Annotated in this window: 10 protein-coding genes and 4 pseudogenes; 8 read left to right on the top strand and 6 right to left on the bottom strand. The window is 44.4% G+C overall.

All coding sequences use genetic code 11. From position 1 onward, the window contains the following. The first annotated feature begins 434 nt into the window (after positions 1–434). The 5 genes from O77CONTIG1_RS21470 to O77CONTIG1_RS21455 all read left to right on the top strand — a co-directional run bounded on the left by O77CONTIG1_RS21470 (position 435) and on the right by O77CONTIG1_RS21455 (position 5,697). The gene (locus O77CONTIG1_RS21470) at positions 435–1,838 is read left to right on the top strand and encodes an ATP-binding protein (protein WP_068514978.1); all 1,404 of its coding nucleotides are present in this window, start codon (positions 435–437) and stop codon (positions 1,836–1,838) included. 15 nt (positions 1,839–1,853) lie between these two features. After that, positions 1,854–3,149, top strand: a complete 1,296-nt coding sequence (locus O77CONTIG1_RS21465; protein ID WP_084782896.1) for a tetratricopeptide repeat protein — start codon at positions 1,854–1,856, stop codon at positions 3,147–3,149. 10 nt (positions 3,150–3,159) lie between these two features. Further along, positions 3,160–3,702: an ElyC/SanA/YdcF family protein gene (locus tag O77CONTIG1_RS23935; RefSeq protein ID WP_084782895.1), complete on the top strand. Its 543-nt coding sequence runs from the start codon at positions 3,160–3,162 to the stop codon at positions 3,700–3,702. A gap of 196 nt (positions 3,703–3,898) precedes the next feature. Continuing rightward, positions 3,899–4,690, top strand: coding sequence for an HNH endonuclease (locus O77CONTIG1_RS23930; protein ID WP_084782894.1), 792 nt, complete (start codon positions 3,899–3,901; stop codon positions 4,688–4,690). Positions 4,691–4,884: 194 nt separating this feature from the next. Then, positions 4,885–5,697: a hypothetical protein gene (locus tag O77CONTIG1_RS21455; RefSeq protein WP_068514969.1), complete on the top strand. Its 813-nt coding sequence runs from the start codon at positions 4,885–4,887 to the stop codon at positions 5,695–5,697. Here O77CONTIG1_RS21455 and O77CONTIG1_RS21450 read toward each other — a convergent pair. From O77CONTIG1_RS21450 to O77CONTIG1_RS24980, 4 pseudogenes are all read right to left on the bottom strand, one after another. Further along, positions 5,694–6,943, bottom strand: a pseudogene (locus O77CONTIG1_RS21450) (IS256 family transposase). The gene O77CONTIG1_RS21455 and the pseudogene O77CONTIG1_RS21450 sit on opposite strands and share 4 nt — an antisense overlap. Before the next feature lie 109 nt (positions 6,944–7,052). After that, positions 7,053–7,741, bottom strand: a pseudogene (locus O77CONTIG1_RS21445) (ISKra4 family transposase); the annotation flags it as partial. A gap of 64 nt (positions 7,742–7,805) precedes the next feature. Continuing rightward, positions 7,806–8,817 (bottom strand): annotated as a pseudogene (locus tag O77CONTIG1_RS21440) (IS4 family transposase). Between the two features lie 94 nt (positions 8,818–8,911). Then, positions 8,912–9,294, bottom strand: a pseudogene (locus O77CONTIG1_RS24980) (ISKra4 family transposase); the annotation flags it as partial. Positions 9,295–9,614: 320 nt separating this feature from the next. On the opposite strand from O77CONTIG1_RS24980, the gene O77CONTIG1_RS21430 reads away from it, so the two are divergent. Beyond that, positions 9,615–10,580, top strand: a complete 966-nt coding sequence (locus tag O77CONTIG1_RS21430; RefSeq protein WP_068514963.1) for a hypothetical protein — start codon at positions 9,615–9,617, stop codon at positions 10,578–10,580. A 177-nt stretch (positions 10,581–10,757) separates the two neighbouring features. On the opposite strand, the gene O77CONTIG1_RS21425 is transcribed toward O77CONTIG1_RS21430, so the two are convergent. Further along, positions 10,758–11,111 (bottom strand): resolvase, encoded by a 354-nt coding sequence (locus O77CONTIG1_RS21425; RefSeq protein ID WP_068514960.1) that lies wholly within the window; start codon positions 11,109–11,111, stop codon positions 10,758–10,760. Positions 11,112–12,274: 1,163 nt separating this feature from the next. Between O77CONTIG1_RS21425 and O77CONTIG1_RS21420 the strand changes: the two genes are divergently transcribed. Further along, on the top strand, positions 12,275–12,367 hold the full coding sequence (locus O77CONTIG1_RS21420; RefSeq protein WP_068514956.1) for a cytochrome B6: 93 nt from the start codon (positions 12,275–12,277) through the stop codon (positions 12,365–12,367). A gap of 150 nt (positions 12,368–12,517) precedes the next feature. Further along, positions 12,518–13,198 (top strand): queuosine precursor transporter, encoded by a 681-nt coding sequence (locus O77CONTIG1_RS21415; RefSeq protein ID WP_068514952.1) that lies wholly within the window; start codon positions 12,518–12,520, stop codon positions 13,196–13,198. A 153-nt stretch (positions 13,199–13,351) separates the two neighbouring features. Here O77CONTIG1_RS21415 and atpC read toward each other — a convergent pair whose 3' ends face one another. Further along, a complete protein-coding gene (gene atpC / locus O77CONTIG1_RS21410) occupies positions 13,352–13,765 on the bottom strand; it encodes an ATP synthase F1 subunit epsilon (protein WP_068514949.1) in 414 nt (137 codons plus the stop codon). Positions 13,766–13,834 lie beyond the last annotated feature (69 nt).

The raw sequence follows: 13,834 nt of genomic DNA, 5'->3' as shown, positions 1-13,834 counted from the left end.
CCTACTTGGCGGACTCAGTTAAATAAAAAGAACAACCGAGCCTCAGTAATCAAGAAGCTCGGTTGCCAGTCAAGTTTTACCTCACAGTAGACTTTGAGTGTTGAGTAATGCCCCGAATCATGACTTGAACAAGGTTGGTCACGGAACCCATAAGGGTCGTAATAAGAATTGTGACAGCTAAAATGATTGCAGTGGGTGACTCACCATGTTCCATAACTGTTTCAGGATTGATTGGTGCAATAGGAGGTGTAGCTTGGCTCACGGTAGTTGTTTGTTGAGGTTGCATGATTTCTGTTTGATCTCGACAATTTCATCATCAACCTCCCAAAACCCTTACAAGGCTTAGGATTAGCCCAATAAAGAGAGCAGATGACATCTAACCTGGAACTGAGCCAAAATTGAACCTGAAAACACTAAAAATGTGATACATCGCAATGGCAACGACGATTAGGGCAACTCAAGCAGGGCTAACTTATGTGGATCAAATTCGACGAAGAAAAGGCTGGAAGAAAACAGAAGAAGCTTGGTATGGTTTGGCTTACACGTCAGAATCAACTCTAAAAAGGTTTTGGGCAGGGCAACCAATACAGCAGGACACATTCATTAACATCTGTAAAGCGATCGGTATTGAGGATTGGCAAAAACTTATTGATACGAACCCTATCCAGACCAAGACTTCTTACATTAATTTCTCCGTCTACGATGAGGATTGGGTTGGTCGAGAGCCTATCATCGATGAGCTAAGTCAAAAAATTCACAGTTCTCATCGAGTACTTTTACTTGTTGGTCTTACAGGTATCGGAAAAACAGCCTTGGCTGAAAAGCTTGTCGAGAAATTACGAGGAGTATGGATAGAGGATCGGGAAAACTTTGAAAATCAGGAAAAATCTTCAGACTTTGTTAGCGTTTCTTTCCAGTGGCTTCAGCGTTGGGGAGAGTTCGTTGCTCCAGATCAACGCCACCCTCAACAGCTACGCCGTAGACTTATAAAGAGGCTATGCGAGAATAAACATCTTATTTTAATGGATTCTTTAGAGTGTCTGCTAACAGGTAATGTAGATGAGGGATGGGGTGGTTTTGCTGATCCGGAGTGGGCAAACTTTTTCATTCAGTTACTTGCTGAACCCAATTTCTCTAGCCGCTTTATCCTCACATCTCAGGATCTGCCGACTCAATTTGATACGGCAGAGTTTGATCGATATAAGAATTATTGGCTCTGTAAGCTTTTAAAGGGATTAGACGCTGAAGAACAGATTAAGTTATTCAAAAAAGTTGATTTAGATGATCGACTAGAAGTAGCTGACAGTCCATTAAGGGTAATTGGACAAGTTTATGATGGTCATCCTCTTGCTTTAAGGGTTATTGCAGGAGAAATCAAACAGAAATATAACAGCAGGGTTGAAGCATATTGGAAAGATAATGGACTTTACATTGAAAATGTTAAAAGAGATTTAGATTTAGCCCGTCAATCAGGTGCTACAACTGGTGTTGATGATCGATGGAATCTTGATTCCTACACAAGAACTTTGCGGAACTTGGTTAGAGAACGAGTTGAGAGAACACTTGAGCGCCTTAAGCGTGATGTTCCGGATGCTTATTTATTGCTTTGTGCATCATCAATTTATCGCTGTGAAGTGCAGGAAAACTGGTGGTTGACCCACCTTGAGTACAGGGGTTACGACAGGCAAAGGCAAAGGAACTCTATGCAGGCTTTGCGAGATCGTTACCTTGTTGAAGATGGAGGCATTGATGAAGAGGATGAACAGCTAGTAGGTCAACATAATCTAATCCGAAGTGTTGCAATTTCTCATCGACTGGAATTATTCAGCACAATATAATCATCATTTAACAATATGGTTTCCATCTCATCATCAGATAATGAACTATTGCTCAAGGATCTAGGAATCTGTCCGCAAACCTTGGCTGACAATTGTTCTAGCCAGGAACTTGACAACTACATTGGAATTGTCAATTGGCTTACACGTCGAAAACTCAAACCTGGAAGTTCTGCGCTTGAGAAGACAAAAGGATATAAGGAAGCATTACATCTTTTGTGCGAACTTCAAGAATGGGAAAAGATACAAATTATTCTTCACAAATCTCTTCCAATCAATTCAAATATTTCACTACCTTTGTATGAGTATCTTTTATTTAATGAGCTTTCGAGGGAATTACTAGCAATTTCACAGGAAATTCTCACTTCATTAGAAGGTTATGAACATGACTTGACATTTGTTGAGTTGTTGAAAGCAAGAGCCATGTCAGCGACAAATAATCAACTAGAAGAAGCAAGAGTGCTACTAGAAGAGCTATTCAATAAATCGCTATCAGGTACAGAGATACATATTGAGTCTTTGGCATACCTTGGAATGCGGCAAGTTAACTCAGGCTCATATAAAGAAGGGATAGAAAATTTAAATTCTGCTCTGCTTAAAGCTGACAAAAGCGATTTTGTGGATACCGCAAAAATCAAGGAGCTAAAAACAGATATCTTAGAGAATTTAGCTTTTTTTGAAATGAATGCTAGTCATTTTCAAGATGCAATGAGATTATATAGTGAGGTCATTTCTTTAAGAGAGGAGCTAGGACTTTTTCATAAGATTATAGGTCCTCTTGCTCATCAAGGAATCATCGCAAGAAAAATTGGGGACTATGAACAGGCAAGAACTTTTTTAGAAAAAGCAAAAAAGCAAGCAACTGAAATTGAAAGTGAAAGTCAAGTAGTTTGGGTTAGCCATCACTTAGCATATGTTCTTCTGAATCAAGGTAATCCAGATCTGGCAGAAGATCTGTGCAAGTTCTCAATTAATGGATATCAGAAATTTGATAATCAGTGGGGACTGTCAGACTGTTATGAACAAATGGGACTTATTTGCTTAGCTCAAAGAAATTTTGATCAAGCCAAAAACCATTTTCAACGTTCACTGAATACTAGAAAGATGATAGGTAATCGTCACGGAACTGCAAGCTCGACATTAGATTTGGCATTAGCATTCTGGAATAAACGTAATTTCTTGAAGGCTATTTTTTATTTGCTAAAAGGGTTTTATCTTTACTACAACCTTGGCATTCTAAATCGAACAAGATTCCGCAGAATGTTAAAATTAGCCTTGGTCTGGACTTTTGGTAATAAAAAGTGGACTATGTGAGATAGTAATCATGAATGTAGGAATTATATGTGGTTATGGGGTTTCATTAGAAAATGACCTAGAAATTTATGCAGATTCTATCTCACTCTTTTTGTCTTCTAGTGATATAGATAAGCTAATTCTTTGTGGAGGATATACTGTAGAAAATTCGCCCTATTCAGAAGCAGGACTAATGCGGAAGCTTCTCCAGCAGAGGGAAGTTGATCAGGAGTTTATCCTTGAAGAGGCTTCTGTTACTTCCCTGCATAATCTTTTATTTGCAAAGGAAATTTTAGAAAATCTTGCTTATCCTTTTCAAAGAATTTATATATTTTGTGACTCAGTGAGAAGCTTTAAAGTCTTCTGTTTGTCAAGAATTATTTTTAGTAATTACTCCGTGACAATCATATCTTTTGGTCGCAAAGAATTTGCTTTAATGTATTTAGTACAAATTCCATCTACAGTAATTCAAGCATTAGGTGCCATTTTTCCTGGGCTAAGTGATACGCTTTCTAGTACTAGAAGTAGATGGAATAGAGTTATGGATAAAGTCTTGGGACGCTCAAGTAGATAATCAAATTTGAGATTGGTTGTGTTGCGCCAGCCAGCTAACAAGTCGCTGCACCGGAACGCCGAAAGCTGGTCGGTTGAGTTGCCAAGGTTATCTGCGTCCGGTGAGCTTGGTCGTTAGGCGGCTCAAGGTTATCTGTGGGGGCGCAACCGAAAGACCATTAGTGTGACGCTTAAATCACAATCAGAAAGTGCCTGGTATGGGTCACATCTTCAAACCAAGTGCAATCCCAACTGTTGACGAGTATGTGTCAGGTTTATCTGCGATCCGTTCTCGTATCAATGAATCACAGGTTCGTTTGCTACAAGAGCAGTATTACGCCCCAAATCGTACTGCTACAGCAACCCAGCTTGCAGAGTTAATAGGTATTGAAAGCGGGCGTGGCGCAATCAATCTGCTGTATGGTCGGCTAGGACGGTTATTTTGTGAGGCAACAGGGTTTGAGCCAAGTCAGCGAGAAGTTGGTACACATCGATGGTGGTCTGTTTGGTCTAGTGGATATGAAGAGCGCAATCCCTACCGATTTTTCTGGGAAATGCATCCAGAAGTTGCAGAAGCTCTCGAAGTTTTGGGTTGGGTTACACCTGAAAGTTCTTTGTCGGTCACGTTTCCTGATGAAGTTGATGAGACTACAGTTTTCCGAGAAGGCGCAGTTTGCAAAGTTTCAGTTAATGCTTATGAACGAAGCCCCCAAGCTCGTCAACGATGCATAGCTCACTATGGAACAAGTTGCTTTGCGTGTGGATTCAATTTTGGTACGGTTTTCGGAGAATTAGGCGAGGGTTTTATTCACGTACACCATCTCTGTCCCATTTCTGAGATTGCCGAAGAGTACGAGGTTGATCCTGTCAAAGATTTACGTCCCGTGTGTCCTAACTGTCATGCCATGATTCATCGCCGTTCTCCCCCGTTGAGTATTGAGGAGGTTCAGGTTTTGTTGAGTAGTTCTAAAGTTCAACCGCCTCCTAACAATTCGGGTGCAGCGGATTGACCGAAGCCGCTTGGGTGAGCTGCAAAGGTACTGGCAACCGCTGACCCGAACCGTTAGGCTGCTTGGGAGTCTGTTGAGGACAGCACTTCTGATGCGTGTACCAATCACTTTATTTCTGGAAACTTTTAATACAAGTTTTTGCATTAGTACCTGTGTTAGCATCTTGCAGAAGTACTGTAAGCAAATTCAGCAGGATGAATCAATCAACTATGCAATCATCGTCTTTTGAGGAAGAAAACTTTTTTAGACCTGTGTTAGAAGATCGAATTCAATATTTTCTGATTGGAACGAGACCCGAATCAATCAATTACGAGCCTCCAGAAATGTTTGTATCTGAGTGGCTTGATTCAATAAACTTTCTACCTAAAAGCATTATACAAATTCTTAATCCACTAGATTGGCATTTAGCAAACACAAGGATTTATGTACCTTCCCATATAAATTTTGGTATCCTATTTGATGATTATCTTCTGGAAGATTATGATTTTTTCTCTGAAATTCCGTATAAATTGACAGTCTTTTTTCTGAATACAAAGAATGAAAAAATTTTTCAGAAAATTGAAGCCCTAAATAGATTTTTTCTCATCACTTCAGACGACAAAGAAGTTTATGCTAAGTTAAAAGCATCTAAAATTTTGCAGGCAAAAACTTTTCGTAGCCGAAGAACACTCTTCAAAGAGATTTTTAATTTTGCAGCTCGTGAATTGAATCTATCCTCAGAAACACTTGAGAACTTAAGACAAAAAAGATTTGAGCAAGCAGAAGAAGTTCTTCAAGATTTAAGTTTCAATGAGGCACCAAATTTTACTCCAGCAAGAGCTAATACTGCGAATCTATATCAACTGTTGTCTCTAGATAAACCCGACCTTTTAAAAATCAAGGCTATTGAACCTGAAAAGAGAATTGAAGCCTTGCTTGAAACATCGCTTGCTCTAGGAATTCTTGGGCAACAGTTGAGACTGTCAAGCAAGGAAACGAGAGTGTCAATTTTTTTGTGTAAGGCTTAGAACTGAGGAAAGCGATCGGGGAACTCAATGGCAAAACGCATGAGTGCTGCTTTCCAATCGCGGATCGGCATCGTCCACTTTTTGGCAATATTGTTAAGCGCCAAGTAGAGCAGCTTGTAGACCGATTCCTCATTGGGGAAGCATCCCTTTGTCTTGAGCACCTTACGCAACGAGCGATTGAGCGACTCGATTGCATTGGTGGTGTAAATCACTTTGCGAATGTCTGGTGGATAGTCAAAGAAGGGGATGATGTTGTTCCAGTGACGCAACCAGATCTGGGAAATCGTGGGATAGAGCCTGTCCCACTTATCAGCGAAGTTTTCTAGTGCGGTCTCAGCCTCCTCTACCGTGGCCGCTTGATAAATCGGCTTGAGGTCGGCAATGACTTCGGCTTGGCTGCCCCAGGGCACATAGCGCAAAGAGTTGCGAATCAGATGCACGATACACAACTGCACTCGTGTTTTGGGAAAGACCGCTGCAATCGCATCGGGGAAGCCTTTGAGTCCATCTACACAGGCGATGAAAATGTCTTCTACGCCGCGATTCTTGAGGTCGGTCAGCACTTTGAGCCAAAACTTTGCCCCTTCATTGGCAGACATCCATAGCCCTAGGACTTCCTTAATCCCGTCAAGCGTTACACCTAAGACAACGTAAACGGCATGATTGCTCACCCGCCCGTCTTCTCGACATGAACGTGAATGGCATCGAGGTAAACAATCGGATACAGCTTAGCCAGCGGGCGGTTCTGCCACTGACGCACCTCGTCACTGACCGCATCGGTGACTTGGCTAATCAACGTGGGAGAAACCTCCACCCCATAGAGTTCCTCCAGTTGCGCTTGAATATCTCGAGTGCTCAAGCCTCGGGCATACATTGCCATGATTTTGTCATCCAGCCCACTCAAGCGTCGCTCTCCTTTGGGCACCAAAATCGGCTCAAAGGTGCTGTTACGGTCGCGGGGAATCGAGAGTGCCAATTCTCCACAGTCTGCTTTGACGGTTTTAGAGGAGTACCCGTTACGACTATTGCGACGCTTGCTGGAACTGGTTTCTTCAGGAGGCGGAGCTTGGACTTCGGTTTCCAGGTGATGGCTCAATTCTGCTTGCAGTGCTCGTTCCACCAGTCGTTTGGTCAGTTGTTTGAGCAGTCCTTGTTCTCCCAGGATTTGCTCGGGGGTGGAGTAATCGGCAAGCAGCTCATCCAGCAGGTGGTCTACTTTATCTTGGGGGCGACGACGGCGAGGCATGGGCGGTCTCCTGATGTTTGAACTAATTTTGACCGCTTACACAAAATAATTTACAGTCTCAAGGAAACGCTACCTGATACTTTACGAGTGCATCCCAATTTTGCAAGACTCATGTTGAGAATTGCCCATTGAGGTAGGCACAACGTTGCTTCAGCACCTGCGGAACGTTATCTTTGTCCCACTGCGCCCCGATATCTTGATTCGCCGCCCAAGTTGTTTAACGGTCGATTCAATTGCCCCGGAACCAATGGAGACTCCTTCAGCTTGATAGTAGCCATAATTGACAATCCGCTGTCGATGCTTGTTAAGGTAGCTAACGAAATTCGTAACCCGCTCGTGTTGCCAATCCTCAAACTGTGCAATTGCGCCCTCGACATCGCCTTGCCACAAACAGGTTTCCACGGCATCTAAACGTTGCACAGAACCACCCACTTTGCCCAAATTCTCAACCAAGTGATACCAGTCCAAAATCTCCCGTCTTTGGGTCTGGTTGCCAATCTGGGTGTAGACATTCCAGATCCCATCATGCCCATCTCCAATACAAGTCAATGGGTCAGATAAAGACTGAACATTGACCCAGTTGACCAACTGCTCATTGTCTTGAAAGAAGGCAGCAACACAGGACTCGTGCAGATTCACTGCCTTGTAATCTCGCCATTCACTCGGTTCTCCTTCGGGTGTTCGCAATCGCACTTTACCTCCATCGATACTCATCTCCTCAACCGTTTCTTCCACTTGCGGTAACTCAAAGATTTGACGATGCACTAATCGCTGTTGAGTACTGTGAGAAACCAAAAGTGTTGAATCTTAAGATTTTCTTTTCTAAAAATAGACACACTAATCCTGTGGCAAGCTGGTTTTGTCAACAAAACACTAATTTTTGGAGCCAGTGGGCATAACTGATATTTTCACACATAAAAGCCTGTAAATATCGTAGCTTATCTAATACTTTGTTGCCAAATTCTTTCGGAATTGTCACCAATTGCAAAATCACATAAGCTACCAAACACGCATAAATCTGCATCTCAATCCCGTTCACATTCTTAGTAATTAGTCGATCTAGTTTCAGATGCATCTTCAGAAATTCACAAAAACTATCTGCCAACGCAAACGATAAAATTCGCTAATTTCCTCATTGGAAATGGTATTTTCTCCCCCTATCGGTAGATTCGTTGACAAGCGATATTCTGTTTGTGATTCTAAATCACAAAAGGCGACAACCCGTGCTTCAACTTGCTCCTTACCCGTGCCAATCAAGAAGTTGCCATTTTCTAGCATCTTGAGACTAATATTATTCTTGATTCTGACGATAAAGTAGCGATTCTCTTGATTCAGTAAATAGCGAATTCGAGCTAGGCTAAAAAAGCCCCGATCCATGACCCCGACACTATTATCAGGCACAGCATCGATCGTTTCCTTCCCATGTTTACTGTCATGACCTTGACCAAAGTGGATAAAACACCCCCCGGCTCATGTGTCATTAAATCTAAACCACTAAACAGCTTTACTTGGTGAATACCCTGCGCCCAGAGCAACTTGCTCGTCAAACTAACAATGGTTGAATCCAGCGGAAATAAAGTCAGCTTTGCAGCATCAATCTTATGCCTTTTGTGGAGTTCCTGCTTCAATACCCAAAAAAGATCATAAAGTATCTGGGGATCACGGTTCTTGCTGGCTTTAGAAAAAGTAGAAATCTTGACCTTGATGCCACGAATATTTAAGCGCTTGAAGACGCTCCTCATACTGCTTTGACTCTGATCGAGAACCAAGGAGAGCCAAATAGAAACAAATAGAAAGCTGTTGAGAACCGGATAGTCATCCGTGGCGAGGTGGCCCAGATGCTTTTTGACGATCTCAGGAAAGTTTGATATCATGATACTAACATTATTTTCTTTTTTATAGCCTCTAGTTTACACGATTAGGGGCTATTTTTTTAAACATATTTGCTATCATTCAACACTTCTGGTGAGAAACCTTTATCCCAGTCAACACTTCAATGTCTTCTGCCGCCCGCTCATACGATTCATTGGCACTCACCAACAAACAACACCGCTCCAGGTAAGGACTCCATCGTGTGTACGCTTTCACCTCCAGAATTTGAGCTTGTTTCTCACTCACTTGCAGTTGTCCAAGGATGCTCTCGATGCGACGCTTTCGTCCACTTGTCGTGCCGCTACTTGTTGCAATAAAAAATCCCCGATCTCTGGGCTGACATGTTCGAGCAGATGTCCTCGCACTGCCGCCTCAATCCCTGCCAACGTTTTCACTTGCTCTGGGTCAGTTTCCTCGTATAGCAGAGCGGCAAGGGCACGAGCATGGGCTTGGATTTGGGCTTTTTTCTCAGCGTCCATGACGGGTATCGGGTAAAAGTACAATACTCAAAGTTTATCGCTATCGCCAAAGTCTAGAACTAAGCACTTTTACTCATCGCAAAAGTGGGATGCACTCTACAGCAATGTTGTATTTGTATTCTCCAGGCTAACAGTATCAGGGTCATTTCATTCTAGATTTGGGCGACGAGCTTAGGCGATTTCAGTCATCGAAGGTTAAAATCACCGAATCCTGGAACGTCGCATTCTCGTAGATACACAAAAGTCGAAATTTAGAATGAAACAGCCCTGCTAACAGTATCTTGATTTCTATCTTCTAAAACTCCTAGCTGTTGCTGTATATGGGGCTGAATCTCTACGTCTTTTCTGAAAATTCTCCTGATAATCAACATGTAGGTTGGTCAGTCAGCCAGAATCTAGAAGAAGTTCTATCCAGTATTTTTAAGCCTGTCTTTCTCTATCCCACGCATAACCAGTCAATTCGGCTAGGGCCGCTGAAAGTTTCCGATCGTTATGTGGCTTTTACGCGACGATATCGGCATCGCCTATTTCGCTCCTGGTATGAGTTGGAGCAGTTGCCCAGTTTGGATTCTGGGATAAATGTATTGCTGATTGTGGGGCTTGGGTCGCAGTTTCTACTGTCGATGCATGTGCTCGGCCCTTTGCTAAAACGGTTTGATGTAAGAATTGGTTACCTGTTGGATGGATTTAGCGCAAATCACCTCAATCCTACTGCTATTTCCTGCCTAGACTATCTATTTACAATCAGTCAAGATATGGCTGATTCTGTGAGAGAGATGCACGGCATTAATGCAATATACTTGCCGCTGGCAACCAATACGTTGGGTGTGGAACTCAATCGGCGGCACCGCTGGATTGATATCTTGAGCTATGGTCGTCGAAATGAAGCGATCCATCGACAGCTTCATCAGCGATTTGGACAGGCGGAGAGCGATCGCTTTTATTTGTATTCCACTTTTTCAAAGCCTGATCTGCTTGATCGAGGCGAGCATGGGATGCTCCATTCGAGGTTGCTCAATCATGCAAAGATTAGCCTTTGCTTTGAAGCGAGCGACGTACCGCGTTTCTATCAGGATTCTCCCTTGCTGTATCGATGGGTAGAGGGTTGGCTCTACGGCTGCACGATCGTTGGGAAACGTCCGTTTGGGTCGGGTGTGGCGGAGTTGATGGATTGGGAAAACAGCGCAATTGATTTTCCAAGGGAAAGTAATGCGGTTGAGTTTTTAGAATCTCTACTAGCGGATCAGGATTTTTTTACAGCAAAACTCCCTCCGAAATCACTGTGAGTGTCTGCTGCGGCACGACTGGCGCTATCGTCTTCGAGACCTGTTGGCGATCGCCAGTTTGCCTGTTCCTGCAAGGCTTGAGGCAGAAATTCAAGCGCTGCAAGAAAAGGGCGATCGCCTGCTGGAAGAATGCCGCATCCCGATTTATTTTTAATTTATTTTTAATGACTCCACTGCTCAACTTGGGGGCTTAGATTCGAGTAGCTCTCGAATGCTTTGAAGTTCTGAGAGAATCGCCCGCAATAGCTTGTGGGTGGTGGTTTCTGCTGATTCTTGAACCTGAATTGTGACTTGTTTCATTCCAAGGATATCGGCTGCAAAGCGGGCAACTTCATTGGGGTGAAACAGGATGGGATCTTCGAGCGATTGGCGCAATTCTGGGTTGAGCCGCGATGGGTCATAGGGCGGATTTAGGGTATTTGGGTCGGTGTTGGCATAGCGGTAGACCGAAGCACGGGAGCGATTCAGCACTTTTTGGGCAGCTTCGACGGTCAGCAGTCCTTCGGGGGTGGTGAAAACTCGGTTGTCCATGAATTTGCAGACGAGAATTTTTAAGAATTGCGCTTGTCTTAATTTTATCCGACCCGTCTTACCTTGAGTCTATATTTAAGAATATTTATCTCGATAATAGTCTTTCGATTGGATTTATTGTCTTATTTTAAGTCTTAAAAAGATAATGTAAGTCTCTTTGTTGGACGAGCTTTTTAGTGTATTTTATTTCTCTGATTGAAAAAGCAGTCGCCTTTGTCTCTTTTTGGACAAACACGCTCATTATTAGACCTATAAAAAGACTTTTAATCTTAAAAAGAGTCCAGAAAATGGATTAATAGTCTCAAATTAAGACTTTTTAGGAATATGACTCGACTCCGCTATTCGGATCTGACAATTGAAGTTGCAATCAAACTTCTGCGCTCTTCCGCACGGGCTGTGTTAGGGTTGAGGCGGCAAAACGCCAGAGTTTTCAATGGAGCAGGGCGATCGCTACAGCGTTATCGATTCAGAAGACTAGCGTTGCCTGGCTGCCCTACAGGGGTTAAAAGAATAGTCCAAATTAAGTCCAGGAAATAAACTGCATCATTGAAAGCTTTACTAGCAGAGCATTTTGCTGCATTGAGTATTTGCGTTGACCGCAGCCAGTCAGACTGGCAATGAACAATCTAGCTGCACTTGGTGTTTCAGCACTGGCGGCCCTTTAGCCCTTTACCACGTTTCCAGCGTCAGTGAAGCCTTTGGCAGTCATGCAACTCTGGTCTTTTCTTTCAGGTTTTTTCAGAATAGTCCTTGCTTTACTATGGGCACTGGACTGTTAGCAGGTGATAAGCCTCTAGAATGCATAGCTGATGCAGATTTCAGACTACTTGCGGCAAGTCGGCTAGAACCTTTGCAAAACAAGCTTCTCAGGCGTTCATCACCTCTTTAGAGACCAATGCCAAACCAACGCAAAAGTCTGGGTTTGGAGGCCGCTAACTGGAGCATACATAGCGTGTTGAGCGGGTTTCAGGTTCAAGCATCGGCAGCGAAAACGGTTTCAAACCCCGAATCAATGATTCAATAAGAAACAGGACTTACGCAGTTGGACAATTTCTCGCGGGCGTAGCCTGCGAGAAATTGTCCGAAGACCAAAGAGCTTATCGCAAGTGCGTAAGTCCTGAAGAAAGAGCAATCCAGTTTGATGGTGAAGGAGAATAGGTACGATGGGATTTGTTGCTTACGTGCTAATGCTGGCGATCGCCTTTGGTGGCGCAATTGGTCTATACTATGCCCTGCGAACCGTAAAGCTGATTTAGGTTGCATTGGGCAAGCGGATTGAGCGCGATCGCCCTCAAAAAAGTCCGTCATTCTTCGTTTCCTCAAAAAGCTGGTCCTTCAGCCCCCACATGGTCTGAAATGCCGGCTTTTCTGTGTATGCCAACCCTCCCCCTCCAATCCCCGATTCCATGCGTGCATTCAAGCATCTCGACACCATTACCGCGCTGTTTGTCGCAGTGCTGCTAATCTCCAACATTGCCTCCACCAAGATTTTGACCCTTGGCCCGTTTACCTTCGACGGCGGCACGATTCTATTTCCCCTTAGCTATATCTTTGGCGACATCTTGACCGAGGTCTACGGCTATGGGCGATCGCGCCGGGTAATTTGGTTGGGCTTTGTGTCAGCGCTGGTGATGGCAATCACGCTCGCCATTGTGGGGGCGCTGCCACCCGCCGCCGACTGGGGCAACCAGGCCGCCTATGAAACCATTCTGGGGCAAACGCCGCGCATCGTGGCAGCAAGCCTGATTGCCTACGTTGCGGGAGAGTTTTCCAACTCCTTCACGCTGGCAAAGCTCAAAATTCGCACGGCCGGACGCTGGCTCTGGCTCCGCACCATTGGCTCCACGCTAATTGGTCAACTGCTCGACACCGGGCTATTTGTGCTGATCGCCTTTACGGGGGTCGTGCCAAACTCCCTGCTGTGGCCACTCATTGTGTCCAATTATTTATTCAAGTGCGGCGTGGAGATTCTCTTTACACCCGCCACCTATGCGATTACAGGCTGGCTCAAGCAGGAGGAACAGGAAGATTACTACGATCGCAACACCAACTTCAATCCCTTCCACCTGTCGCAAACACACCAATAAACTGCGAAACTAAGCTGTGACAGGTCAACAGCCGTTAGCCAATAAAAAAGCGAGAAAACAAAAACGCGATGGACAGACCTGCGCTGAAATAGTGTCTGTCTATCGCGTTTGGGTGAGATGAAACCAGAATGAATCGAACCGACGAGCGTCAGGTTACTGTACCATGCCACCCGATGCCTGAAACCGAGCGCGGGCCCGCTTATAGGCCTGAGTTGCACGAAGCTGCTCTTGGCGAGAGCCACCGCTTTGAGCCTGGTTAAGCTTGGACTGAGCCTCACTAAAGGCAGTCCGCGCCTCTTCCTGGTTGATTGCATCGCCACGCTCTGCGCCGTTCACCAGGATCGTAACCTCGTCCTGATCGACCTCCGCAAAGCCACCCATCAGGGCGATCGCCACCCAGTCCTTATTCGCACGGACGCGCATCACGCCCGTATCCAGAGCTGTCAGCATAGGCGCGTGTCCACTCAGCACACCAAGCTGGCCCGTAGTGCTGGGCAGAATCACTTCTTCTGCCGGAGAATCCCAGACCGTTTTGTCTGGCGCAATGACTCGAACAGTTAGCGGCATAACGTTGAATTGGGGTTAGAGGATCAAAAGCGAGTCGGAGGAAGTCGTGTGCAGATTACCTGAAACCAG

This window comes from Leptolyngbya sp. O-77 (assembly GCF_001548395.1).
GTDB lineage: Bacteria > Cyanobacteriota > Cyanobacteriia > Elainellales > Elainellaceae > Thermoleptolyngbya.
This window is presented reverse-complemented; position numbering and strand designations above follow the sequence as displayed.

Excerpts from the sequence above, each read along its gene's own strand:
- O77CONTIG1_RS21455 (WP_068514969.1), top strand. The coding sequence starts at position 4,885 with ATGAATCAATCAACTATGCAATCATCGTCTTTTGAGGAAGAAAACTTT.
- O77CONTIG1_RS21415 (WP_068514952.1), top strand. The coding sequence starts at position 12,518 with ATGCGTGCATTCAAGCATCTCGACACCATTACCGCGCTGTTTGTCGCA.
- O77CONTIG1_RS21420 (WP_068514956.1), top strand. The coding sequence starts at position 12,275 with ATGGGATTTGTTGCTTACGTGCTAATGCTGGCGATCGCCTTTGGTGGC.
- O77CONTIG1_RS23935 (WP_084782895.1), top strand. The coding sequence starts at position 3,160 with ATGAATGTAGGAATTATATGTGGTTATGGGGTTTCATTAGAAAATGAC.
- O77CONTIG1_RS21470 (WP_068514978.1), top strand. The coding sequence starts at position 435 with ATGGCAACGACGATTAGGGCAACTCAAGCAGGGCTAACTTATGTGGAT.
- O77CONTIG1_RS21430 (WP_068514963.1), top strand. The coding sequence starts at position 9,615 with ATGGGGCTGAATCTCTACGTCTTTTCTGAAAATTCTCCTGATAATCAA.
- O77CONTIG1_RS21425 (WP_068514960.1), bottom strand. The coding sequence starts at position 11,111 with ATGGACAACCGAGTTTTCACCACCCCCGAAGGACTGCTGACCGTCGAA.
- O77CONTIG1_RS23930 (WP_084782894.1), top strand. The coding sequence starts at position 3,899 with ATGGGTCACATCTTCAAACCAAGTGCAATCCCAACTGTTGACGAGTAT.
- O77CONTIG1_RS21465 (WP_084782896.1), top strand. The coding sequence starts at position 1,854 with ATGGTTTCCATCTCATCATCAGATAATGAACTATTGCTCAAGGATCTA.
- atpC (WP_068514949.1), bottom strand. The coding sequence starts at position 13,765 with ATGCCGCTAACTGTTCGAGTCATTGCGCCAGACAAAACGGTCTGGGAT.